The 24,693-nt window shown below is 49.1% G+C and carries 22 protein-coding genes and 1 tRNA gene; 11 read left to right on the forward strand and 12 right to left on the reverse strand.

All coding sequences use genetic code 11. The features are described 5' to 3' along the window. Window positions 1-29: 29 nt before the first annotated feature. Window positions 30-989: a chemotaxis protein CheV gene (locus tag Q4563_RS01975; RefSeq protein ID WP_215977578.1), complete on the reverse strand. Its 960-nt coding sequence runs from the start codon at window positions 987-989 to the stop codon at window positions 30-32. Between the two features lie 246 nt (window positions 990-1,235). Here Q4563_RS01975 and flgA point away from each other — a divergent pair, with 246 nt between their 5' ends. From flgA to Q4563_RS02000, 5 genes are all read left to right on the forward strand, one after another. Further along, window positions 1,236-1,964 carry a flagellar basal body P-ring formation chaperone FlgA gene (gene flgA / locus Q4563_RS01980; protein WP_215977579.1) on the forward strand — a complete coding sequence of 243 codons (729 nt, stop codon included), beginning with the start codon at window positions 1,236-1,238 and terminating at the stop codon, window positions 1,962-1,964. 140 nt (window positions 1,965-2,104) lie between these two features. Then, window positions 2,105-2,419 (forward strand): flagellar biosynthesis anti-sigma factor FlgM, encoded by a 315-nt coding sequence (gene flgM / locus Q4563_RS01985; RefSeq protein WP_215977580.1) that lies wholly within the window; start codon window positions 2,105-2,107, stop codon window positions 2,417-2,419. 85 nt (window positions 2,420-2,504) lie between these two features. Beyond that, window positions 2,505-2,981 (forward strand): flagella synthesis protein FlgN, encoded by a 477-nt coding sequence (locus Q4563_RS01990; RefSeq protein ID WP_303603425.1) that lies wholly within the window; start codon window positions 2,505-2,507, stop codon window positions 2,979-2,981. A 62-nt stretch (window positions 2,982-3,043) separates the two neighbouring features. Continuing rightward, window positions 3,044-3,120: transfer RNA gene (locus Q4563_RS01995), tRNA-Arg, on the forward strand. Between the two features lie 31 nt (window positions 3,121-3,151). Next, entirely contained in the window at window positions 3,152-3,877 is a 726-nt protein-coding gene (locus tag Q4563_RS02000) for a 16S rRNA (uracil(1498)-N(3))-methyltransferase (RefSeq protein WP_303603426.1), read from the forward strand. On the opposite strand, the gene Q4563_RS02005 is transcribed toward Q4563_RS02000, so the two are convergent. Beyond that, window positions 3,838-6,285 carry a putative bifunctional diguanylate cyclase/phosphodiesterase gene (locus Q4563_RS02005; RefSeq protein WP_303603427.1) on the reverse strand — a complete coding sequence of 816 codons (2,448 nt, stop codon included), beginning with the start codon at window positions 6,283-6,285 and terminating at the stop codon, window positions 3,838-3,840. The genes Q4563_RS02000 and Q4563_RS02005 overlap by 40 nt on opposite strands. Window positions 6,286-6,569: 284 nt before the next feature. After that, the gene (ttcA, locus tag Q4563_RS02010; protein WP_215977779.1) at window positions 6,570-7,424 is read right to left on the reverse strand and encodes a tRNA 2-thiocytidine(32) synthetase TtcA; all 855 of its coding nucleotides are present in this window, start codon (window positions 7,422-7,424) and stop codon (window positions 6,570-6,572) included. A gap of 276 nt (window positions 7,425-7,700) precedes the next feature. Here ttcA and Q4563_RS02015 point away from each other — a divergent pair, with 276 nt between their 5' ends. The 3 genes from Q4563_RS02015 to bioA all read left to right on the forward strand — a co-directional run bounded on the left by Q4563_RS02015 (window position 7,701) and on the right by bioA (window position 11,479). Next, complete coding sequence (locus Q4563_RS02015; RefSeq protein ID WP_215977584.1) at window positions 7,701-8,504, forward strand: flagellar brake protein; 804 nt, start codon at window positions 7,701-7,703, stop codon at window positions 8,502-8,504. A gap of 28 nt (window positions 8,505-8,532) precedes the next feature. Further along, entirely contained in the window at window positions 8,533-10,104 is a 1,572-nt protein-coding gene (locus Q4563_RS02020; RefSeq protein WP_303603428.1) for a methyl-accepting chemotaxis protein, read from the forward strand. A gap of 76 nt (window positions 10,105-10,180) precedes the next feature. Beyond that, complete coding sequence (gene bioA / locus Q4563_RS02025; protein ID WP_303603429.1) at window positions 10,181-11,479, forward strand: adenosylmethionine--8-amino-7-oxononanoate transaminase; 1,299 nt, start codon at window positions 10,181-10,183, stop codon at window positions 11,477-11,479. Between the two features lie 5 nt (window positions 11,480-11,484). Here the strand turns inward: bioA and Q4563_RS02030 are convergent, their stop codons facing one another. The 6 genes from Q4563_RS02030 to adk all read right to left on the reverse strand — a co-directional run bounded on the left by Q4563_RS02030 (window position 11,485) and on the right by adk (window position 17,466). Then, window positions 11,485-12,492: a tryptophan--tRNA ligase gene (locus tag Q4563_RS02030; RefSeq protein WP_303603430.1), complete on the reverse strand. Its 1,008-nt coding sequence runs from the start codon at window positions 12,490-12,492 to the stop codon at window positions 11,485-11,487. An 86-nt stretch (window positions 12,493-12,578) separates the two neighbouring features. Next, window positions 12,579-13,712, reverse strand: coding sequence for a tRNA-queuosine alpha-mannosyltransferase domain-containing protein (locus tag Q4563_RS02035; RefSeq protein ID WP_303603431.1), 1,134 nt, complete (start codon window positions 13,710-13,712; stop codon window positions 12,579-12,581). 2 nt (window positions 13,713-13,714) lie between these two features. Then, window positions 13,715-15,031, reverse strand: coding sequence for a M18 family aminopeptidase (locus tag Q4563_RS02040; protein ID WP_303603432.1), 1,317 nt, complete (start codon window positions 15,029-15,031; stop codon window positions 13,715-13,717). A 21-nt stretch (window positions 15,032-15,052) separates the two neighbouring features. Next, window positions 15,053-15,748, reverse strand: a complete 696-nt coding sequence (tsaB, locus tag Q4563_RS02045; RefSeq protein WP_303603433.1) for a tRNA (adenosine(37)-N6)-threonylcarbamoyltransferase complex dimerization subunit type 1 TsaB — start codon at window positions 15,746-15,748, stop codon at window positions 15,053-15,055. Between the two features lie 158 nt (window positions 15,749-15,906). Continuing rightward, window positions 15,907-16,602: a hypothetical protein gene (locus Q4563_RS02050; RefSeq protein ID WP_303603434.1), complete on the reverse strand. Its 696-nt coding sequence runs from the start codon at window positions 16,600-16,602 to the stop codon at window positions 15,907-15,909. Between the two features lie 207 nt (window positions 16,603-16,809). Further along, window positions 16,810-17,466: an adenylate kinase gene (adk, locus tag Q4563_RS02055; protein WP_215977592.1), complete on the reverse strand. Its 657-nt coding sequence runs from the start codon at window positions 17,464-17,466 to the stop codon at window positions 16,810-16,812. Between the two features lie 204 nt (window positions 17,467-17,670). Here adk and Q4563_RS02060 point away from each other — a divergent pair, with 204 nt between their 5' ends. Continuing rightward, a complete protein-coding gene (locus tag Q4563_RS02060; RefSeq protein WP_215977593.1) occupies window positions 17,671-18,012 on the forward strand; it encodes a type 1 pili tip component in 342 nt (113 codons plus the stop codon). Here the strand turns inward: Q4563_RS02060 and Q4563_RS02065 are convergent. The 3 genes from Q4563_RS02065 to Q4563_RS02075 form a co-directional block, all read right to left on the reverse strand. Further along, window positions 18,009-18,542 (reverse strand): shikimate kinase, encoded by a 534-nt coding sequence (locus Q4563_RS02065; protein WP_303603435.1) that lies wholly within the window; start codon window positions 18,540-18,542, stop codon window positions 18,009-18,011. The genes Q4563_RS02060 and Q4563_RS02065 overlap by 4 nt on opposite strands. A gap of 34 nt (window positions 18,543-18,576) precedes the next feature. Beyond that, window positions 18,577-20,220, reverse strand: coding sequence for a methyl-accepting chemotaxis protein (locus Q4563_RS02070; protein ID WP_303603436.1), 1,644 nt, complete (start codon window positions 20,218-20,220; stop codon window positions 18,577-18,579). A 134-nt stretch (window positions 20,221-20,354) separates the two neighbouring features. Then, complete coding sequence (locus tag Q4563_RS02075; RefSeq protein WP_215977595.1) at window positions 20,355-22,070, reverse strand: potassium/proton antiporter; 1,716 nt, start codon at window positions 22,068-22,070, stop codon at window positions 20,355-20,357. A gap of 90 nt (window positions 22,071-22,160) precedes the next feature. Between Q4563_RS02075 and Q4563_RS02080 the strand changes: the two genes are divergently transcribed. Further along, a complete protein-coding gene (locus Q4563_RS02080; RefSeq protein ID WP_303603437.1) occupies window positions 22,161-24,182 on the forward strand; it encodes a VacB/RNase II family 3'-5' exoribonuclease in 2,022 nt (673 codons plus the stop codon). Window positions 24,183-24,212: 30 nt separating this feature from the next. After that, window positions 24,213-24,680 carry an EVE domain-containing protein gene (locus tag Q4563_RS02085; protein ID WP_303603438.1) on the forward strand — a complete coding sequence of 156 codons (468 nt, stop codon included), beginning with the start codon at window positions 24,213-24,215 and terminating at the stop codon, window positions 24,678-24,680. The last annotated feature ends 13 nt before the right edge of the window (window positions 24,681-24,693 follow it).

Below are 24,693 nucleotides of genomic sequence, written 5' to 3' on the forward strand. Positions count from 1 at the left end.
AACCTATCTAATTGAATATAAAGGCCTTACTACTCATTACCACTTTCTTGTAGCAGGTCTTCCCCTGTGATCGCCAAAACCCTGTCATTCACCCGCTTAGCTAATTCATCGGGATGGAATTTAGCCAAGAAGTCATTGGCGCCAACCTTTTCCACCATGGCCGCGTTAAAAACACCGCTAAGCGATGTATGCAGCACCACATACATATCTTTTAGTTTAGGGTTACCACGTATCTCAGCGGTAAAGGTATAGCCATCCATTTCCGGCATTTCAATATCAGAGATGATCATTATCAGCTCTTGATACGGGTCTTTACCCTCTTCGATCATGCCATTGATGTATTCGAGAGCCTCCCGACCATCTTTTTTCAAGGTGGTGGCAATGCCCATAGACTCCACAACCCTTTGGATTTGTTTCCTGGCAATGGTGGAATCATCCACGATAAGAATATGTCGCTTCACCACCCTTTCACTTAACCCGTCTTCAAAAATACCTTCACTCACTGTTTCATCGACAGGCGTAACCTCGGCAAGAATTTTCTCAACATCGACAATTTCAACCAGGCGTTCCTCAACCTCGGTGACAGCGGTTAAATAGTGCTCTTTGCCGGCCCCCATGGGCGGTGGATGAATATCACCCCAATTCATGTTAACAATACGCTCCACCGCACGAACCAGAAAGCCTTGTAAGGTTCGATTGTACTCCGTGATAATGACAAAACATTCTTCGATGTTCTCCAGCGGTTTGCGGCCAATAGCCAGATTCATATCCATTATTGGCATCGTGCCGCCGCGAATATGAGCCACGCCCCGCACTACTCCACTGCGCCCGGGTATCTCATTCAGCTTGGGGCACTGCAAAACCTCTTTTACCTTAAAAACATTGATGCCATAGGTTTGCCTTCCAGCCAGACGAAACAGCAATAACTCCAATCTGTTTTGACCCACCAGCTGTGTTCGTTGGTTAACACTATCGAGTACACCTGCCATATTCTCGCCTCAGTTTTACATCGCCATCAATTTAAAGCGGTTCCCATCCTATGCGCTAGACGCGAAGGCACATTCCTTGCAGTATCCCCACTTATATGTATTTAACTCTTATTAACGGCTATTTTTTGACACTCTTTAATAAAACCCGTTAATTATGTGTCATCTGGCGCCTACTGCATTGAGTATAGGCTCAATCTCAGCCCAGATTATCGTTTATTGCCACTGTGTTTATAGAATAGGACAACTATGGGCCGCCTACGTACTTTTTGCGTCAATTTAGGCTATACAGTCGCACTGGGGTTTGTCTCCTTAGTGTCTGCTGCCAATGAAGCCGGCCACAACCCACCGCACGATCTGCAGCAATTGCGGTTGGCCACCAAAGAATACCTTCAAGATTACTATCAAAATCGATTTGATGCCGTAGAAATTACCGTTAATAGGCTCGACCCTCGACTGCGACTCGCCCACTGCCCCTCCCAACTAGACTTCGAGGTCAGAGATTTAACCCACAATGGCGGTGCTATTACGGTGAAAACTCAATGTTTAAGCGCTGCGCCGTGGAGTATTTACATTGGAGCTCAGGTGAATGTTTTCCAGAATATCGTTGTCGCCAGTAAAGCCTTGAGTCGCGGAGACATTTTAGTAGAATCGGATCTGACTGAGAGTCGAATGAATAGCTCTAACTTACGAAGTGGTTACTTTACCGACAATTCGGATGCAATAGGCAAGGAGGTTCGACGCAATATAGAAGCCGGAGAACCCTTGCGCGACGGAATATTGACAATACCACTGGCGATTAACCGGGGGGATATCATCACCCTCGCGGCCTCCAATGGCGTTATCGGAGTTAACACGCGGGCGGAAGCACTGGGCAGCGGTCGGGTAGGCGAACAAATACGGGTACGTAATTTATCATCGCAGCGTATCGTGACTGCCAATATCGTGGCAACTGGCCGGGTCGAGGTTAATCCTTAAGCCACAGGCAGAAATTTATTGTAAATAATCGCTAAAGTTATAATACAGACGGCCGATAGCAGCTATGCGAGAGGTATATCCTTTGGCAATCTGGTATGGGCACCAGGTTATAACTGACCTTTTAAAGTTGGATTAAGCATATGGCTATTGACACAAGCAATACCTACAAACCGGGTACAGCGACAACCGGACGCTCCAGTGGCAGCGCTCCCCTCTCAACGAAATCCGAGGGAAAAAGCGGCGCGCCATCAAGTCCACAACCGGCCACTGATCAAGTGGTACTGAGCGCCGAGGCGCAATCGCTAAGCCGCCTGCAAGAAGCCGTTGATACGGCTCCCGATGTGGACAGCGACAAAGTCGCCGAAATAAAGCAAGCGATTGCCGAAGGGCGCTTTGAAATAAACGCCGAACGGCTGGCCGAAGCTATTCTGTCTCAGGACGACCTTATCGGTTAAACCCTAGGGCTGAGCCAACTGCAGCCTTAGGGTTTCGTACAGTTTCGACTTACCCATTTTTTTCGACTTACCATAGGTGCCCACTATGTCAGTTAACCCCTCACTTGTCTCGCAAATGCTAGACAATGACCTTGCCGCCGCCAAGGTCCTACTGGAGCTTTTGCAGCGCGAAACCGAGCTGCTGAAAAACCGCCAACATACCGAGCTGGAATCCACCCTTAGCGTTAAAGCCGAACACCTCAATGTTCTGGATGCTCACGCCAGAGAACGAACCTCTTTATTGCTGAGTTTGGGGCTGGCTAACGACAGCGATGGTTGGTTGGAATATATGCAATCTACCCCATCGCTGACACCCTTGATTGCCAAATGGCAGGAGATACAATCCGTCATTACCCAATGCAACCAACAAAACACCAAAAACGGCAAATTAATCAACCGCTCACAACAAACGCTAAGTCGAATATTAGACTTGGTAAAAGGTAAGTCTGCCGGTGATAATTTGTACAACGCCAAAGGCGTCACCACAAGATCAGTCAACAGTGGTAATGCGGTAAAAGCCTAAGACAACTTGGCTTTAGCTGCTAAAGTTTCTACAATGGGCGCCTCGCTCCACAGGAGCGACAGGCCCCGGTAGCTCAGCTGGATAGAGCAGCCGCCTCCTAAGCGGCAGGTCGGACGTTCGAATCGTCTCCGGGGCGCCAACTTACCCACCCTGCCCTCTGTCCTTAAACTATGAATTTAATCTTGTTATTCCCCAGTGATTTCAGCCGCGACAATACCGTCACACTGCGCGATGAACGCCGGGTTCGGCATATTACTCAGGTTCAGCGCATCTGCGTCGGGGACACTTTGAAAGTTGGGTTAATCAATGGCCAAACGGGTGTTGGGCAGGTCATTGAGCTGGGTTCCGACTCGGTAACCATGACAGCGTCGCTCACTCAAGAGCCGCCAGCGGCGTCGAACATCAGTATTATTTTAGCGTTGCCCCGCCCTCCTATGCTGAAGCGTATTTTGCAAACCATCAGTACGCTTGGGGTAAAAGAGCTGGTTTTGCTGCAAAGTTCCCGCGTGGATAAAAGTTACTGGCAGACACCTCAATTACACGAAGACAAAGTAAGGGAAGAGTTGATACTGGGGTTGGAGCAGGCCCGGGATACGCGGATGCCGGCTATCCATCAAGCGAAACGCTTTCGCCCATTTATTGAAGACGAGCTGCGAGACTTTCTCGGTGAGCGCCAAGGTTTTATTGCCCACCCCTATGCCCGGCAGCACAGCCCCCATAATGTCAGCGCCCCCAGTGTGATTGCAATTGGCCCCGAGGGCGGCTTTTTGGATAAAGAAATTGATGCTTTTGAGCAGCGCGGCTTTACCGGAATCTCACTAGGCCCGCGTATTTTACGGGTCGAGACGGCTGTCACCTATTTGCTCGGGCGCTTTTCGAGCAATGCAATAAACTGATCCGCCGGCACCGGTGGGCTAAAGTAAAAGCCTTGGTAATAATGGCAACCATAGGACTTTATGATATCCAGCTGGGCACTGTTTTCCACCCCTTCAGCCACAAGGCCTAAGCCCAACAATCGCCCCATGGTCACAATAGTTTCCACCAAAACCCGATCATTGCGATCATCAATAATGTCGCGAATAAAGCTTTTATCAATTTTAAGAGTGGTAACTGGCAGCCGTTTTAAATAACTGATGGATGAGTACCCGGTGCCAAAATCATCCAGTGAAAAGCTGATACCGTTTTGCGTTAGCAGGGTAATGGTTTCAATCGCTTCTTCTATTTGCTGAATGACTATCCCTTCGGTTATTTCCATATCGAGGGTTTGATCAGGCAAATTGTATTGCTCTATTGTTTTGATAACATCGGAGGCAAAACTGTCGCGACGAAACTGCCGCGGACTGATATTTAAACTCAGCTGCATTCCTTTGTGCCACAAGCCCGCCTTACTCCATTTTTGCACAACGTCGCAGGCTTGCTCTAACACCCATTGGCCGACCTCAATAATCAACCCAGATGTCTCTAACACCGGAATAAATTCAAACGGTGAAATTATGCCTTGCTCGGGGTGAAACCAACGCAACAGAGCTTCGGCACCGACAATTGCACCGCTTTGCACATCTACCTTGGGCTGAAAATATAATACAAACTGCTCTTCCTCAAGCGCCCGGTGCAGCTCACCCTCCATCACTAACTGCCGACTGACTTTATCGGCCATATCTTCGTTAAAAAATTCAATCGCGTCGCGCCCTTTTTCTTTCACCTGATACATAGCGGTATCGGCGTAGCGCAGGAGCTCATGCACAACATTATTTTTCTCGGGATAAACGACAACCCCAACACTGCAAGTGATACGCAGCTCCATATCCTCATGAATAAACGCTTGCGAGATTAATGCCCGAATTTTCTCGCCCACCTCACCCGCTTTTAAGGCTGCCACTTCCTGGTTATGGTCGAGCACCGTCAACACCACCACAAATTCATCGCCACTAAGGCGCGCAACCAAGTCCTCTTCTCGCACAGCACTTTGCAAACGCGACGACACCTCTTGCAACACTGAATCGCCCACCGGGTGACCCAGCGAGTCGTTGATATTTTTAAACTTATCCAAATCGATAAATAGCACAGCGCCAAAATAGCCATGCCTTACGGCTCGTCGCGCTTCGTGCTCTAAACGCTCAACCAACTGCAGCCTATTGGGCAAACCGGTCAGCGCATCGTGATGCGCCATATGCTCCATTTTAGCCTGAGCCAGTTTTCTTTCCGTGACATCCATAGACACCACAAGACAAACCACTTCCTCATAATACTGCAGTGGCATCATATGAGTTTGCAGATATAACTGCTCACCACTGGCGCTGATAAAGCTTTCTTCCGCGACGTCGATTTCTTCGCCGTTATTAATAACCCGGGCATCGCCTCTGATAACAGTATCGACATCGAGCACAGAGGATTTTAATAGATCGCTGATATGCACATTTCGCATATCCTCGGGGGTGTGACCCAACATTTCAGCCAGGGCTTTATTGGCGAACAGATAGTAGCCATCGGCATTTCGCGCGCCGATGAAGACAGGCAAACTATCGACAATCTGACGTAAATGTTCTTCACTGGTTCTAAGTGCCTGTTCAATTACACGACGTTTGGCAAGTGACAGCTCAATCACATCGAGAATTTGATTACTGCTGTTTATCACTGTGCCAAGCTCATCGGCTTTATGCGACTTTAAGGTCGTCAACCGCTTAGCTCCAGGCCGATCAGGATCAATTTCGTTAATTTCATGAGAAAGCTGCACCAATGGCTTGGTTAGCTTAAAATAGAAAGCGACAAACAACAGCACAACGAGAATAAGGCTACGAAAGCTACTGACAAAAAAGTTTATTTCCGAGCGGCGATAAAAATTTTCCAATGCCCGGTCTCTGTCGACCGTAAAACTGATTTTTCCGGCCACCATTTGCTCGTAGCCGGCCACGATTAAATCAGAGGAATAAGAGGCATCATCATGGGTGAAGAGCCCTCCCATCCAAGTAACATCCGACTCTGTTAGAGCCTTGTCAGCTTGGGCTAAAACGTTGCCGCGCTCATCCCAAATAGCTACCTGATAGATAAAGTCATAGGTTAACAGGCCATTTACAACCTCATTGGCCAAATCAGCGTCTAGTGTATGTACGGCTCTAGCGGCGGGAGGTGTGGCTACTTCTGCCACCCGGTATATTAATTGATCTAATTCTTTGGATTGAGCAAGATAATCAATGTACACCTGTATCGCACTGATAAAAAAGCTGAGCAATATCGCTAAAATAATGCCGATTTTAGCTAATTGAAAAGAGATGCCCTGAAAAAAAGACGGCTTTTTTTGTCTCATTATTGCGTGTAATCCAGTGCCGGTGGCTGAATAAATGGGGTTAGTGATTCATGTGGTGATGCAATTCAACGGGGCACTCCGACAGCCCAAACTCTCCACCTCGCGCTGACATGTACGGCTGGGGCAATCCATTGCGCGATCATTAACTCACCGATGCCATACCGTGGTGAGTTAGCGACTGCCTAGAGAAGGCGAACTTAATCCAAGTATCAACCTAAACCCCAGCAAACACAGACATTAAAGACAGTATAGTGCAAGTTCGCCAACCTAGCAGCGACAAGATATTACTGAACTTGAACGGCGTTGATAAATTGATTCTCACCCGGCTCAAGCTCACTGCCGGACACTGGGGTTAAGCCGGCAAAATCAAATAGCTGACGGTCCGCCAGTTGCGACGGGGCAACGCTGCCAATAGCCGAAAATATGGTTTCCAGACGACCGGGGTGCGATTTTTCCCAGCCCTGCAGCATATCCTTAATTACCTGACGCTGTAGATTTTCCTGTGAGCCACATAAATTACAAGGAATAATGGGGAACTGTTTAATCTCAGCATATTGCTCCAAATCCCGCTCTTTACAGTAAGCTAGCGGACGAATCAAAATATTTTGACCGTTGTCAGCTAATAATTTGGGCGGCATGGCTTTCAGCTTGCCACCGTAGAACATATTGAGAAATAATGTCTCAATTATGTCATCGCGATGATGCCCCATAGCAATTTTGGTCGCCCCAATTTCATCAGCAAAACCGTATAGAGTCCCCCGGCGCAGTCTCGAACAAAGCCCACAGGTGGTTTTACCTTCAGGAACAATCTCTTTCACGATGCTGTAAGTGTCTTTTTCCACAATATGGTAAGGAACACCCAGTGACTCTAAATATTGCGGCAGTACATGCTCGGGGAATCCGGGTTGTTTTTGATCCATATTGACAGCAACAAGCTCGAAATTGATTGGGGCCGTTTTTTGTAGCCCTAATAGAATATCGAGCATGGCATATGAATCTTTACCACCCGACAAACACACCATGACACGATCGCCTTCGCTGATCATTTCAAAATCAGCAATAGCACTACCCACCTGACGACGCAGTCGCTTTTGCAATTTATTAAACTCTAAACGTTCTTTGCGATCCAGTTCCGCCACTGAAGTCTCAGATACAGCCTTACTCATACCCTATATTTACCCATTGATTCATATATTCCGCCATTGTACGGTTTTTGCCCAAGCGATGGAATCCAATTTGCCGCTTGGCGGCAATGCCGTGCCGCTTAGTAACGTAATCACACTCCGCGTTTGAGCCCCAACAGCAGCAATCCCGTATCGCGCCTACTTTGGACATTAATGGCATGGCGCTTGCTCTAGCACTGGTGTGGACTCAATGAGTCACAGTATTGCACGGTAATGTTTGAGGAAAGCGGTATGTCTCTGTTGGAACGAATTCTGGGTAAACTGTCTGATCGAGGAACCTCGCACGAGGCCGAGATTACTGCATCACAAAACAAGTCAGCCTCTTTCAAAACTGAAAGCTCATCCCATGAACTGCTATTAAGTCTCTGCCGCTCCCGCCAGCTGCTTGAGGTTCTAATAGACAATCGCGGCACCAGTTTTCAAAGTATGATATTGGCCGTGGACACCGAGCGGGGCATGCTTTGGCTCGATCAGTTAACCCCGTCAACTCTGGCATTAATGGAGGGGCAGAGCCTAACCCTGCGACATCAGAGGCACAGCGAGGTACTCACACTGAGACTTCCGGTCATTAGCGACCAAAGTCAAAGCCGCAACGCTATTGCAGTTCTACTGCCCTCCAAGGTCGAATACCGACCACGGCGTAGCTGGCTTCGATATGAGCCCGGTTACGACTCACTGAAAGCCACCATCAGAACAATAGGCAACGCCCCCACCGAAGCTAATATCGTGAATATATCGGGGGGCGGAATGAGATTACGCCTAAAAGGTAATCAATTGCATTCTTATCGGCGCGACGCACACCTACCCTTGTGCCAGGTACGCCTGAGCCACCAGATACAGGTTAACTGTCAGGCCAAGGTAAAATCTGTACGCTTAGTTAGGGAACCCTTCAGGCACACACAAGTGAGTCTTGAGTTTACCGACATGACCCCGAGCGCTCGAATTCAACTGAATAACCAACTGTCTAATTTACTTAACATTACTGACGCGAATCAAACTTTAGACGCCAAAAACGAACTACAATTAGTGGGTTAACCCCACAAGAGACAGACAAGGATTTTTCATGCGAAATAATGGCTCGGTCACCAACAAAGAGGTGTCTGTCAAAGCGGGCGATGAGATCGTATCCTCTACTGACTTGGCAGGCACTATCCGCTTTTGCAATGATACTTTCTGTGAAATAGCAGGCTATGAGCGCGACGAACTGATCAATCAGCCCCATAATATTCTGCGCCACCCAGACATGCCTAAAGATGCATTTGCCATGCTATGGGGGGCACTCAAGAAAGGTAATGCCTGGATGGGTATTATCAAAAATCGCTGTAAAAATGGCGATCATTACTGGGTAGATGCCTATGTAACTCCGGTCGCCGAGCACGGTAAAATAGTGGGTTATGAGTCGGTTCGGGTGAAATCTGACCCAATATGGATACAGCGAGCTGAAATGGTCTATGCTCGCCTACAAGCGGGCAAAGGTCTATGCTCCCCCCTGTTAAAGCTTTGGCAGAAATTTGGCCTAGCTTTATTATCAGGCGTTTTTAGTTTTATATTAATATCTGTATTTTTAGCAATCAATGAAAGCTCTGGCCCAGGGCAATACTTAGGGGCGGCTTTGATTGGTATTGTTTTAGCTTTTCTCGCACAAACCACCCGCAAGTTGCTAATTTCAGATGCTCTCAGCGAAGCGAGAAAAATTCATCACGACCCTATTGCAGCCTTTATATATACAGGCCGTAGCGACGAAATAGGTGAAATACGCCTAGCACAACTCGCGCAGAAATCTCGTATCCGCACAGCCTTGGGCCGGTTTCAAGAGTCAGCCGACGAACTGAGACAGCACGCCGAGCTATCACAGCAGCAAGCTCAACGAACTTTCACCCATATTACCGAACAGCAGCAACAAACCTCTGGTGTGGCACACGCCATGGGGCAAATGAGCATCGCCGTACAGGAGGTCGCCTCGGGCGCCACACAAACCTCGGGCGCCACTGGCGAGGCCTTAAGTGAGGTAGAAAAAGGCAATCAAGTAATCCGCTCAGCCGGGGTCGCCATTGACGACCTATCGCAAACGGTGGGCGACTTAGGGGCCGTCCTCAACCGGTTAACCGAAGGCAGTGTGAAAATTGCATCGGTCGTCGACGTTATTAAAGGTGTCGCCGAGCAAACCAACTTACTGGCCCTCAATGCCGCTATTGAAGCGGCTCGCGCCGGTGAGCAGGGGCGCGGTTTTGCGGTGGTGGCCGATGAAGTTCGCACTCTGGCCCAGCGCACCCAGGAGTCCACCGAAGATATTCAAAGTATTATCAGCGAATTGACCGATGCAACTGGGCTGGCGGGAAAGAACATGACCGACTGCCAAAACTTAGTGGAACGCAGTGTTAACGAAATGGGCAATGTCAGTCAGGCCCTGTCCGCCATATCCTCTGCGGTGACCACTATTGACCAGATGTCTCATCAAATAGCCGCAGCGGCCGAAGAGCAGTCGGCCACGGCGGTGGATATCGAGCAAAACACACAATCGATCACCTCTCTGGCCGAGCAAGTCCAGGGACAGGTGGATGAATCTAACCGTTTGAACTCTGAAATGGCATTGCTATCACAAGGACAAAGCGAACTGGTACGGCGCTTTAGCTAACAGAACTCAGCCCTTACGGACTGGACAAGCGCCGCTAAAAGCCTTAGCTTGGCGCTTTTTCCAGTTATGAGGCCGTATGAGTACCAACAGTGACAACCTAGTAAAACGGGACCGGGCGCACGTCTGGCATCCATACTCTTCATTTACTGCCACCTCTCCTACCTACCCCGTAGCCAGTGCTAAGGGCGCTACCCTTACCCTGACCGATGGGCGCCAACTAATCGATGGCATGTCATCCTGGTGGAGTGTCTTACACGGGTACAACCACCCCGAACTTAACCAAGCACTGCTAACGCAAAGCCAAGCCATGAGCCATGTCATGTTCGGCGGGCTGACCCATGAGCCCGCGGTTAGCCTTTGCGAAAAGCTGGTTAGCTTAAGTCCGAATGGGTTAAACAAAGTATTTTTATCCGACTCGGGCTCAGTCAGTGTGGAAGTGGCCATGAAAATGGCCCTGCAGTATTGGCACTCGCAAAATTTGCCCGAAAAACATCGCTTTATTGCATTAAAAAACGGTTACCACGGCGACACCTTTGGCGCTATGAGCGTATGCGACCCAGTGACAGGTATGCATCACCTATTCAGCCAGAACCTTACCCCACAACTATTCGCTGCCCGGCCCCAAAGCCGCTTTAACGATACCTTCAACCCGCACGATCTCGACAGTATTCGCCAGTTATTAACGAAGCATAATAACGAAGTGGCGGCCGTTATCTTAGAGCCCATTGTTCAGGGCGCGGGCGGCATGTGGATGTATTCGCCCCAATACTTGCGCGAAGTACGCGCCCTGTGCGACCAATACAATGTCTTGCTGATTGCCGACGAAATAGCCACAGGGTTTGGCCGGACAGGAAAGCTTTTTGCCTGTGAGCACGCCAACATTAGCCCCGATATCATGTGCCTGGGAAAGACACTCACCGGCGGCTATATGACCCTCGCCGCCACCCTGTGTAACGACAAGGTGAGCGAAGGCATTTGCCGCGGTGAAGCCGGCGTCTTTATGCACGGCCCGACTTTTATGGGCAACCCCCTCGCCTGTGCCGTGGCCAATGCCAGTATCGATTTGTTGTTAACCTCCGACTGGCAATCCAATATCCAACGCATCGAGACCCAACTCAACCGCGAGCTGGCCGACTGCCGTACACTGAACTATGTGAAAGATGTGAGGGTGTTAGGGGGAATCGGTGTGGTTGAGCTGAGTTACGCACCGCCCATGAACGAAATACAGCCGGCTCTGGTGGAGCAAGGTATCTGGGTCCGGCCATTTGGCAAGCTGGTTTACATCATGCCACCTTACATTACCTCAGAGTCTGAGCTAACAGCACTTACAGGTGGCATCTATCGGGTTATCAGTGCCCTAACCGGGCCAGCATAAGTCTTTTAAGAAAACTTTCGCAAGCCCACGGCCTGACGCAGCTTTTCAATAAAAGGCGCACTTTCGGCCCGTGCCTTAACAGCGCCTTGCTGCAGGATGTCTTCTATGTCGACGGGGCGCTCCATCAAATCAAAGTATTTTTCACGCGCCTCGCCGAGCTGACCATTGACCAACTCGAACAACTCGCGTTTTGCTTCACCCCAGGCAATACCGGCTTCGAATTTGGCCCGCATTTCAGCGGTTTGCTCAGCGCTGGCGAACGCCTCCCAAATCTGAAACACTGTGGAAGTATCCGGGTCTTTCGCCTCTCCGGGCTCAAGCAGGTTTGTTTTAATTTTGTTAATGTGTTTTTTGAGCTGTTTTTCCGTTAAAAATAATGGAATGGTGTTGTTGTAACTCTTACTCATTTTACGACCGTCCAGCCCCTGTAAAATAGAGCCTTTATCGTCTATCACCGCCTCTGGCATTTGAAAGTGATCGCCATAATGGTGGTTAAAACGCGCCGCAATATCGCGCGCCATTTCGATGTGTTGTATTTGATCTTTCCCCACGGGGACTTTGTTCGCGTTGAACATCAGAATATCCGCCGCCATTAACACCGGATAGTTGTACAACCCCATAGTGACGCCGTAATCCGGATCTTCACCGGACTCTTCGTTCGCGGCAACCGCTGCTTTATAGGCGTGCGCTCGGTTCATCAGCCCCTTTGCCGCCATGCAGGTCAGCAACCAGTTCAACTCGGGGATTTCAGGGATATCGGATTGACGATAAAACACCGCGTTGTCAGTATTCAGCCCCAGTGCGAGCCAGGTGGCCGCAATCTCTTTGCGCGACTGCTCGACACGCTCGGCATCCTGACACTTAATCAGGGCGTGATAGTCAGCCATAAAGTAGAAGGACTCTAACTCTGGCGACTTACTGACCTCAATGGCCGGACGGATCGCCCCGACATAGTTGCCTAAGTGGGGGGTACCAGAGGTGGTAATACCAGTTAAAACGCGTTGTTTGCTCATTGTCTATCCAAAAAAACAGGTGGTTTTAGTCGGTGGATATCATACAGGGTCAGCCCTCGGCTGTGTAGCGGTGAGACGAGCTTATATCAGGTGTAAAACTGCTCTATTGTTCCAGTGAGTAACTGGCGATACTCCTGCGCTAGATATCCCCAGCTTAGATGAGAAAGGTCGGGGGCATCTGCCAGCCTACCACTGACATACTCATTAAGCCGGGCCCTTAGTTGGTCCGCCAAGGTTTGACTATCGCGCTCTAAATTACCCGTTACCGGATAACAAAAGTCTTCCCCTAGCATTTCTGGATACACTTGATGCCTCGGCAATAACGGACTACACCCTAAAGCTACAGCCTCTAATACCGATAGGCCCTGAAAATCGTGATCGGCTGTCGAAAGGACAATGTCGGATTGTTGCAAAATATTCATGTATTGTTTATGACTTTCTATATACCCTAACTCTCCCAAGCAATGATAAGACTCTAACAGCAATTTTATCTTGTCGAAAACCGCGGGTTTTTGGCGAAACTGCTGGCCGATTAAATGCAATTGGAACGCTGGATGGGGATTATTATCACTCAATAAATGTTGCAGAGCCCGATACAAAAGTTCAGGGTTTTTGTCGTATTCCCACCGATGATTCCAAACGATTTTTGCAGGCATCGAAAGTGCCGTTTTTTTTGACTTAACACACTGGTTAAACAAATTATTTTCCAAGGGCACAGGCAATACCTGACTTTTTGCTCGGACGGATTCCACTAACGTAAGGTCAACTCCGTCGGGTAGCTTTTTTAACAACTTGTGAGCACCGGCCAAAAACCCTTGGCGATTGAATTCAGAATTAAACACGACGCGATCAGCACAAATACTGCTATAGAGAGTGACTATCTGCGGTTCAATGGAGGAGTGCTGCTGGTGATTGGTAGGATAATCAAACTGATTTTCATGACAGTATAAAATGGTGGGTAATTTTGCCAACTTCGGCACCATGCCGCGTAGGCTCGATAAATCCACCATCGAGGTACAAATCAACAAATCATATTCAGCATCTAGGGCTGCCGTTTTCAAGCTAGCAAAAGTCAGACTACTGCCGCGTATACGCCAACTAAAAAAGCGCGGAGCCAAGGCTAACTGGGTAAACTCACACTCGGGCAGATACTCCGCCAGTGCCTGCCGCCAACGTTTATGACTGGCGGCATCGTAACCGGAGAGCAATAAAACCCGCATTGTTAATCCAGCTTACCCGGGGCTGCTACTTGCTTAAAATATAACGTCGCCACTTGCGATAAAGCGTAAGCATCCTCCGCCCCGGCCAACTCCCGAATAGAATGCATGGCAAAGGTTGGCACGCCGATATCCAGTGTTTTCACACCCACCTCAGCTGAGGTGATGGGGCCAATAGTACTGCCGCATTCCATATCAGAGCGCGACACAAAACTCTGCACGGGTACATCAACCTGCTTACAGAGCAACTTGAATAGCGCCGCGGTTTCACTGGTCGTGGAGTAGCGCTGATTAGCATTTACTTTTATAACCGGCCCAGCGTTTAACAGCGGACCGTGACCTGAATCGTGCTTGTCTTGATAGTTGGGGTGCAAGCCGTGTGCGTTATCCGCCGACAGCATCAGAGAGATATCCAAGGTGCGCAGCCTTAACTCCGTATCGGGAATAACTCGCTGTAAAAAGTGCTCCAACATCGGGCCTTTGGCGCCACAGGCAGAGGCGCTGCCCACTTCCTCGTGATCGGTACACACCAGCAGGCACGACTCCGATGAATCCGACTGCAACAGTGCTTCAAGCCCAACATAACAGCTGAGCAAATTATCCAGGCGGGCGCTGGCAATAAATTCTTCTTTAAAACCAACAACCGCTGGCGCCTGTGTGTCGTAGAGCGACAACTCAAAATCGAGAATGCTTTCTACTTTGAGAGCGGGGTACTGCTGATTTATTTGACTAGTCAACAGCTCGTGCCACGACTTAGGCTTTTTTTCGGCCAACATCAATATGGGCAGCATTTCTTTTTGTGGATTGACGGTTTTATTACGATTGGCCTCTCGATCCAGATGTATGGCAATACTGGGTAAACAGGCGATGGGCCGGTCAAAATTAACCAAACAGCTGGCCGGCAGAGCCGAATCGCCTTTATAAGTTACCCGGCCCGCAATCGACAGGTCGCGATCAAACCAAGTGTTAAGTAACACTCCGCCATAGGTTTCAACCGCCAACTGCGAATAGCCGGCATTGACGCTATAAGCATTAGGTTTGAGCTTTAAACACGGGCTGTCGGTATGTGCCCCAAACATACGAATACCACTTTGCTCCAGTGGCGATTCTCCGTACTTAAAAGCAATAATCGACGAGTCGTTGCGGGTAACAAAGTATCCCTGCCCCTTTTGCAACGACCAAGAGTCATTTTCTTTTAAGGCGATAAAACCCGCCTCGCTTAAGCGCCTGGCAATGTTCTGCGTTGCGTGGAACGCCGTGGGCGATGCCGCCAAAAAATCGATCAGTCGTTGATTAAAGTGCTGCACTTCGGTTTTTTGCATGGCAGATATCTCTATATTGAATTAGGTGCGGATTCTTTCGCGCTTTTTCCAGGTTACAGTATCGCGAATATAATTGGGCTCCACGGCCATTACATCCTGAGTTTGACCACGGCCCCAGGCACTAACGGCCAGTTTCGCAACAGCGGATGCTCGCGGCCCAATTGTGGCATTAAAGTCGCTTACATACGCCGCCATGGTATCCACTGTAAAGCCCTGCCCTACCCCTATGGATTGATCCCGGTTAAACCCGGCTGGCAGTGACACGCTTGCCGGGGCAGACACTGCCGGAGGCGATTGGATAGCCAGAGCTGACTGAGAAGGATCAAACTGAAACACCGCGTAATACACCTCCCCCATTCGCGCATCCAGAGCACTTAAAACGCTCTGCTCTGGGGCAGCTTCACAGGTGGTCAGTGCTTGGGCCTGCAGAGTACAAACGGGAATAACCGGAATATTACTCGCAAAGGCCAGCCCCTGCACAATCCCCATGCCGATACGGATACCGGTAAAGGAACCCGGGCCTGCGGAAAAGGCAATGGCGTCAAGATCAGACAAGGCCACACCGTGTTCGGTCAGCATCGCATGAACCATCGGCAGAACACGCTTGGTATGGCTTTTAGCGGCCATTTCAAATGCTTCTACACACTCGCCAGTAGGGAGCATTAAGGCAACGGAGCAGGCTTCGGATGAGGTATCGAGGGCAAGAATTGTAGGCATAGGATAACTACTGGCTGGACAAAACAACATTTTGCCAGATACAGCGGTTCGGACCAAGAGCCATGATGAATATATTAGACCAGTGTCGAGAGCGACTCAGCCGGTACAAAATACAACAACCCCGGCTTAGACCGGGGTTGCGAGTGACATAATGGCAATTATGATTTTGAGGCTGAACGTGTCGAGCGCGCTTTGGCTTTGCGCTTTGTGCCAGATTTACGACTGGCCGCTTTAGCCTTGGCCGCTTCTTTTTTCTCAATAGCGCGAACCTTGGCCCTAGCTTTATTTTCCGCCGCTTTTGCTTTGGCATCCAGCTTTTTAGCCGCTGCAGTCACTTTTTTAGCATCGGCACTGGCTCGCACTCGCTTCCATTTGGCCTCAAAGGCCGCCTTAGCTTTGTCTAAATCAGATGCCGCTGCATGAGTAAGCTTTTCTTGTAGCGCACTGATTTTCTCTTTGCTGGCGTCTTCCACAGCTTTAACTGCCGCGTAAGCCTTAACTTTAGCCAAAGCTGATTTTTGTTCAGCCAATTTAGCACGAAGATTTTTAGCTTTATCCGAGGCTTTACTGGCAGCATTCGCTGCTGACTTAGCCGCGCGTGCATCAACCGCTTTTTTGCTTTTAGCCGCTTTGGCTTTTGCCGTTTGAGCTTTTTTACGAGCAGCCGCTAATGTTTTGACCTGCTCATTAACCAGGGACTGTGTTTTATCAACAGCGATTTGTGCCTTGGCAACACGCGGATCAACTGGCGTACTCGCAGTGCGTTTTGAAGCCTTATGTTTAGTGGATGGTCGTGCAACGGATTTTCGTTTGGCAACCGCCTTTCGCGGTGTTTTTTTTGCAACTTTAGCCATAACTTCTCTCCTTAACTCTTTTTAATTCATGCGCCTTAATTGTTTACATGCACTAGGTAAGTAGCACAGTGTCAATATATTTAATAAACACTCAACTTGCACGTTTTTAAGACAAATTAAACATTAATTCTACAATTTTTTTAAAAAATGATAAAAAAAACATAAAAAAAAGGCCCCGTAGGGCCTTTTAACGAAATCTGTTGCCGATTATTTATGTAGAACGGCAAAAAGCTGTTCACGAATTTTATCAACACTGCCAACACCCGCAACTTTAGTAAACTTCGCAGCGTTTGCACCACCTTGCTCCTCCAAAGCTTGATAAAACTCAACCAACGGTTTGGTTTGCTCGTGATAAACTGCCAGGCGTTTGCGCACGGTTTCTTCCTGATCGTCTTCACGTTGAACTAGCTTATCACCGGTTTCGTCGTCAAGCCCGGCAGTTTGTGGCGGATTGTGCTCGACATGATAAACACGCCCAGAGGCTTCATGTACACGGCGCCCACTCAAACGACTGACAATTTCTTCATCGGCCACATCAATTTCAATAACATGGTCAATATCAACACCAGCTTCCTGCATTGCTTGCGCTTGCGGGATAGTGCGCGGGAATCCATCAAATAAGAAGCCCTTGGCGCAATCGTCCGCGGTGATACGCTCTTTCACTAATGCGATAATTAAATCATCGGGCACTAAGCCGCCCGCGGCCATAATGTCTTTAGCCTTCAGTCCGAGAGGCGTACCGGCTTTAACTGCGGCACGTAACATGTCTCCAGTGGAAATTTGGGGAATACCAAACTCATCCATAATCATTTTTGCCTGAGTGCCTTTACCCGCACCCGGCGCCCCCAATAAGATAACCTTCATCGCCACTCTCTCCTCACGTATTAACCCCGGTGGTTCCGGTTGGCGCTAAAAAGCGCTGCTTGCAAAAAGCGGTTACAATACACGCGTACCTCCACAATCACAAGGTACCCTCTCATTTTGACGGTATCCTTTTGATTTTAAAATACTTTTTGCTATGGTTAGAGATAAACAAGCTTACATTTACGCACCAAAGAGGCTATCTAAATGGACAAGAAACCTTGTGAACTGCTAGCACACTGGGAAAAAAGCGCAAAAGGACAGCTGACTCAGAATCAATATGCCGTTCGATTACCCATCATCGAAGCGGCCAAGTTAGAGGCTCTGGCACAGATGTACCCTAGATTGACTGTGGAGCAGTTAATCAGTGACTTACTGTCGGCGGCGCTGCACGAGGTGGAGGAATCAATGCCTTATGTGAAAGGCTCTGAGGTGGTTGCTAAGGACGAGTTTGGCGATGAAGTCTACGCCGATGAAGGCCTGACCCCAAAGTTCCAGCAACTCAGTCAGAATAAGTTGCAAGAGCTTAAAGAGCCCCAATCCGACTAGGCGTCAACCTCGGCGTATTGTTCGGCCTCGTGAAAAATAATTTCGCGCACGATCTCTATCGGGGTTTTATCTAAGCACTGAATCGTGATATCGGCTGCGGCTTGATACAGTGGCACACGCTCTTGATAAACCTCGGCAAATGTCTGCCCATTGGGACGGGCAATGCCTCGGGTATTCATGTTGTGGATGCGCGGTTCAAGTGACGCCAAGGGCAGATCCAGAAAAATAATCTGCCCGGACTTTGCCAAATGCTCCATAGCCTCAGAACCATATATTGCACTGCCGCCAGTTGAGACAACATGCCCATCAACCTCCAACGTGAGAATGGTGGCCTCTTCCAACTCTCTCAGGTGTTGATAGCCATTCTCTAGCACGATGTCATGCAAGGTTTTCTGTGTATGAGTTTGTATCAATAAATCAGTATCGATAAATTCCTTGGCCAACTCTTTGGCTAAGAGCACACCCACTGTACTTTTCCCTACACCGGGCATGCCGATCAAAACAATGCTCTTATCTCGTGTACCGCTCACGATATCTCCTAGCCTTTGTGGAAGTTAATATTGCTTATACCTTAAAACTTCCTACCAGTTCACGCAAATCATCAGATAACTGATTGAGATTACGGCTGGCCTCGGCCGTTTTGCCAGAACCTTCGGAGGTATCCAGGGCTAGCTGGTTAATCTCCACTAAATTTTTATCAATTTCCGCTGTAACAGAACTTTGCTCTTCTGCCGCGGTAGCAATCTGGATGGCCATATTGGTGATAGAGCCCACTGCGTCATTAATATTAGCCAGTGACTCTCCCCCTTCATTGGCGGCCTGTACTGCCTCACCGGTCATATCATTGGACAAATTCATTGCCTCCACAGCACTTTGCACCCCGTTTTGCAGTTGCACCAGCATTTGTTGAATATCTTCCGTGGACTGTTGAGTTCTACTGGCGAGTGTCCGCACCTCATCGGCTACTACCGCGAAGCCACGACCTTGTTCACCAGCCCGCGCAGCTTCAATGGCGGCATTGAGAGCCAATAGGTTGGTTTGCTCGGCCACACCTTTGATCACGTCAATCACAGAGTTAACGTTTTTAGCCTCTTCATCAAGACGCGTCATTACCTGAGCGGTGTCATTAATGCGATTAGAAAGCTCTTGTACGCGGTCCACTGCAACTCGTATACGCTCTTGGCCATTGCTGGTGACTTCGGCGGCATGTTTAGAACTGTCAGCAGTATCATTGGTATTTTGAGCCACTTCTTGAATCGCCACGGTCAATTCATTCACTGCCGCAACCACCATAGTAATAGCCTGAACTTGTTCATCGGCTGCTTGTTGACTTTGCGCGGATACGGCCTGCATGTCGTTGGCAGACAACGCGACGTCTTCTGTGGTGGAGCGTATTCGGCCGATTAAGTTTTGCAGCTTTTCCATAAAGCGATTGACGTGCCCCGAAAGCTCACCCAGCTCATCGCGGCTATCCACATCGATACGAATAGTCAGGTCGCCATCGCCCTCGGCAATATTTTGAATACGATCCCCGATGGCCTTAATGGGCCGAATGACCATAATAGGTAACAAAATAGCAGCCAAAATAGCGACCAAGGTGCACACAATAGCAATGGTCATCAATTGACCTGTAATCGAATTGGCCTCATTGTTAATTCGCTCTTGAAACTCACTTACGTGTTGCAGGCGTCGCTCCCCCACCACATCCATAAAAGTGCGCACAGCATCAAATAACTCATAACTTCTTTCGAAGCCCTCAAGCTCAATACCGTCTACCGCATTAGGGTCACCATTGGCAGCTTGATCGACTAGGTTCGAACTATATTGATACCAAGCATCATATAAACCTAAAAACTGTCGTTTCTCGTCATCGGTCGCGCTATTGGAAATGGACAGCGATTGCAAAAATCGCTGCTTTGCCTGCTCGGCATTATCTTTGTGTTCTGCCTTTAAGGCGCTCACCCCGACATCGACCACACCGCTGACAAAGATAGTGCGCTCGGCTGTTAATGCCTGATACAAATCCCGGTCGGCCTGCAAAATCAGTTGGATTTCCTGTAAGTTGATGTCGGCTATGGTATCGGCGTTATCGGCCAGAGTGCGGGAGGAGAAAATCGAGTAGATACTGGAGTATAAAAACAACAAAACCAATATCATAAGGGGGAGAGAGAGCTTCCAGCGAAAGCTCATATTGTTATACCAACTCATTGCGGCCAAGCCTCACTAAAGTCATTATGTTTTTAAATCAGTGTAGTACACCAATCAGCGGTTATCCTTACTACCGCCGTTCTTATACTATCGGCCCAGCTGATTAAATCTTGAGTGATGGCTCGTCTTTATTCTTAATGATGCAGCTTTAAACTCACTTTGGTGACTTTCGCATCTTGCATATTGAGCACAATAAATTCCACATGGCCTAAATCCACCCGGTCCCCTACCACGGGCTTCTTATAACGGCTGTAAATATAGCGACCGATGCTCCAATTGGCCATATGCTCAGGCACCTCAAACCCATAAACCTCGCTTAAATCCCGTAACTTGGCCCGTGGAGACACCACAAACTCACCAAAGAAGGCTTGTGCCGTTAAGCGATCTGGCTCTGGCTCACCGACTAACCATTTATCCAACCCTGGTAGGGCTACCACTGCTGCCAGAAGATACACATGATCACCCACGGCTAGCTGACAGCCTTCTAGCTCTCTAACCGGCTCGCTGTCGCGTAATACGCAAATGACCTGAGCATCAAGATTAGTGGGTAATCGGTCCAAGCCGGAACGAATGGCAGGTGAATCTTCCAAAAGCTTGTAACCGACAAACTCATAGTCAGCTTGACCAGGCACACCAAGCTCAACCCTTTGCACTCGTGAGCTACTGGTGGGCACCTCGACTTTTAACCAACGGGCCAGCGGCGCTACCGTCCAGCCCTGTAAGACCAGCGAGACAATCACGATAAAAAAAGCGATATTGAAAAAGAATGGCCAGTGTTCCAGCCCCGCCACCCAGGGAAACATTGCCAACACGATAGGAACTGCACCGCGCAGCCCCACCCAGGAGATAAATAAGCTTTCACGCCAGGAAAACTGGAAGGGAATAAGCGAAACGGTCACTGCAATAGGACGCGCTACTAGAATCAGTAACAACCCGATAAGAAACCCGCTGGGGGCATAACTGATCAGCTCGGATGGCGTCACTAACAAACCGAGCATTAAAAACAGACTGATTTGAGCCAGCCAGGCGATACCATCGTGAAAGCGCTGAATATTGTAAAGCCCACGGGACACACGATTACCCACCATAAGGCCGGCCATGTAGACGGCCAAAAAGCCACTGGACTGAACAACCGCAGCTAAGCCGAAGATCGACAGCCCGCCAAATAGAGCCAATAGAGGATACAAACCGGGGCTTAATTCAAGCTTTGTAACGCCCCAGGCCAGTACGCGCCCACCAACAATACCTACTAAAGCACCAACCCCCATCTGCCAAAAGAAGGTTAGCCCCATAGCCCAATCCAGCCCTGTGCCCCCCATGCGAATGAATTCGACCATGGTAATGGTCAAAAAAATCGCCATAGGGTCATTTAAACCCGATTCTATCTCTAGTGTGGCTCCGACACGGGCCTTCAAGGCCAATCCCTGCATATTGAGCACGGAAAATACCGCCGCCGCATCGGTTGAGCCGACAATCGCACCGACCAGCATACCCTCGGCCCACGACAAATCCAAAAGCCAAGCAACCAGAGCACCACAAATACCGGCGGTTATCACAACCCCCACAGAGGCCAAGACCAGCGCCGGGCGTAGACCCACACGAAAATTGTGGATATCCGTCCTCAAGCCACCATCGAACAGAATCACTGCCAGCGCCAAAGTACCCAGAAACAGCGCTGACTGGACATCATCGTAAGCTATACCGCCTAGGCCCTCTTCACCGCCCAGCATGCCGACCAGTAAAAACACCAACAACAGAGGCATCCCCACTCGGGGCGATAGCGCGCTGGCCAAAATGCTGATCAGAAAAAGAACAGCGCCTAGTAATATCAATTGATTTAGTAAATCCATGGCGCAATGATACTATAGCCAACACGAAAAGCGGCAATTCCTGTTATCATGTCTCTTTATTGAACCCGCCCAATCAACAAGTAGTGATTCATGCTCAGCAAAGATGCCCTCTCGCAACTGACCCAATTAAAAACCTCTATCGTCTCGGAAAAAGAATTTGCAGAAGGGGTGATAAGAGCCACCTCCAAGCGCTTTGGCTTTGTACGCCTTGACGACGGCCGGGATGCCTTTGTCGACCCCGAGCAGATGCTGCGAGTACTGCCGGGCGACCGGGTCAAGGTCAGCCTAACCGAAAACAATAAAAAACAACTAGAAGCTACGCTGGAAACTTTGCTCAGCACCTCACTTAAACAATTTGTGGGTCGCTATGTGCGCAAAGGCGCCGCTCACTTTGTCGAGCCCGACCTCCCCCCCTTTACTCGCTGGCTTTTTATTCCACCTCAAAATAGAACCAATTGCGCTGAAGGGGACTTGGTGCAGTGCGATGTCATACGCCACCCATTTAAATACGATGGCAAAGGCCAAATTAAAGTTACCGAACGTATCGGCAGACCCGAAGAAGCGGGCATTGAAGGCCGCTATGTTGCCGCTAAATATCAATTGACCAGCGAATGGGACGACACGGCAGGAGAGCAGGCGCAGCGCATTTCTCACTCAATTGATGATCAAGCATTAGCCACTCTAGCGCGCGAGGATCTCACCGAAATACCTTTCGTAACAATAGACTCGGAATTTACGCGCGATATGGACGACGCCCTGCACTGCGTGGCAAACGATACCGGCTGGGTGCTAACCACTGCCATCGCCGACCCCGGCAGCGTGATTGACTACGGCAGCGAGCTGGAACTGAGCGCTCGCCAGCGGGCCTCGACTCTGTACCTATTGGGTCACCCGATCACCATGCTGCCTTCGGAATTATCCCACGAGACTTTTTCTCTTGTTCCCGAGGCTGTTCGACCCGTATTAGTGTGCACACAGCACATCGACCAAGACGGAAAAATAACCGACTTCGAATTTAAATTTGCCAAAATCAAATCTCACCACAAATTAAATTATCAGGGTGTTACCGATCTACTAGAAGGGCAAGACAGTGAAGACCTTCAGCAGGCACTGCCGGACCCTGTAATCGCTAGTTTACAAGCACTAAACCAAGTGGCCACTGCCCGCTTCAATTATCGCCAACAACACGGATTGGTAATGGAGGATCGGGCCGATTTTCAATACTATTTAAATGATCGTAAAAAAATAGAACGTATTGAAAAACGTCAGCGCAATATGGCGCAAAAACTCGTTGAAGAAGCCATGCTTGCCACCAATATCTGTGCCGGCAAGTTGTTTAGTGAAACGCCCAATACAGGCCTATTTTCCACCCACATCGGCTTTCGTCCCGAACGAGTCGCCGAGGTTAATCAGCTGATAGCCAATGAATTGCCCGAACTAGCGGATAAAGACTTTAGCGAACTTGAACACTTTCGCACCCTGTTTCGAGCTCTGCGCCAGCCGGATACCAGCGATCAAACTAAAGCACGCCTAAACTCTCTTTTGCAGCGTATGCAGCAAGCTGGAAGTTTAAGTCTTGAAAATAAAGGCCACTTTGGATTGGGCTTTGAGCACTACGCCACCGTCACATCGCCCATTCGACGCTACCAAGACCTATACAACCATTACGCACTCAAAGCATTACTCAACAAAACGCCCGCCCCAAGTGCCACCAGCGATAGCGTAGAAAGCATACAAGATACTCTCACTCGCGGCCGCCAAGCCACGCGCATGCTGGAGTCTTGGCTGCTTTGTCAGTACATGTCCGACAAAGTAGGCACTGTGCACTTTGGTACTATTGTTGGGGTAAGCGGCCGCGGCATTAATGTAAAACTCGATGATATTGGGCTCGATGGCTTTGTTCCTTTATCGGAAAAAGGCAAACCTAAACCCAAGTTTGACAGTGGCAGACTGACGCTTACCACCCCGACGGCTGAATTCTTCCTCGATGACAGCGTCTGTGTAAAAGTTAAAAGCGTTGATACTGGTGCGCGCCGAATGGAGCTTGAGCTGGTAGACAAAGAAACGGCCGAAAGACTGAAAGCTTTTGATACCACAGACGATAAGCGTTAAATTGACAGTACAGACCACCCGATAAAGTTTATGCCCTACTGGCTATTTAAATCAGAACCCGATTGTTACGGCATACAACACTTGGCCGCTGAGCCCCGGCAAACCACGCGCTGGGATGGCATTCGCAATTATCAGGCGCGCAATCTATTGCGCGACCAAATTGCCAAGGACGACACCGTACTGTTTTATCACAGCCGCTGCAAAGCAATGGGTATTGTGGGCACCGCCAAGGTTGTCTCGGGGGCTTACCCAGACCCATTACAATTTGACTCCAGCAGTTCGTACTTTGACGGAAAATCTTGTCTTGAAACACCGCGCTGGTTTAGCGTTGATATTCAACTGCAAGAAGTGTTTGCACAAGTCATCAGCATGCAAACCATCAAATACATCCAAGCACTGGATAACATGGTACTGCGCAAACAGAGCCGCCTGTCCGTACAACCGGTGACAGAGCAAGAGTTCAAAATCCTAATACAACTAAAAAACTCGATGCATTAATGTATCGGACTAA

The organism is Gilvimarinus sp. 1_MG-2023 (assembly GCF_030548285.1).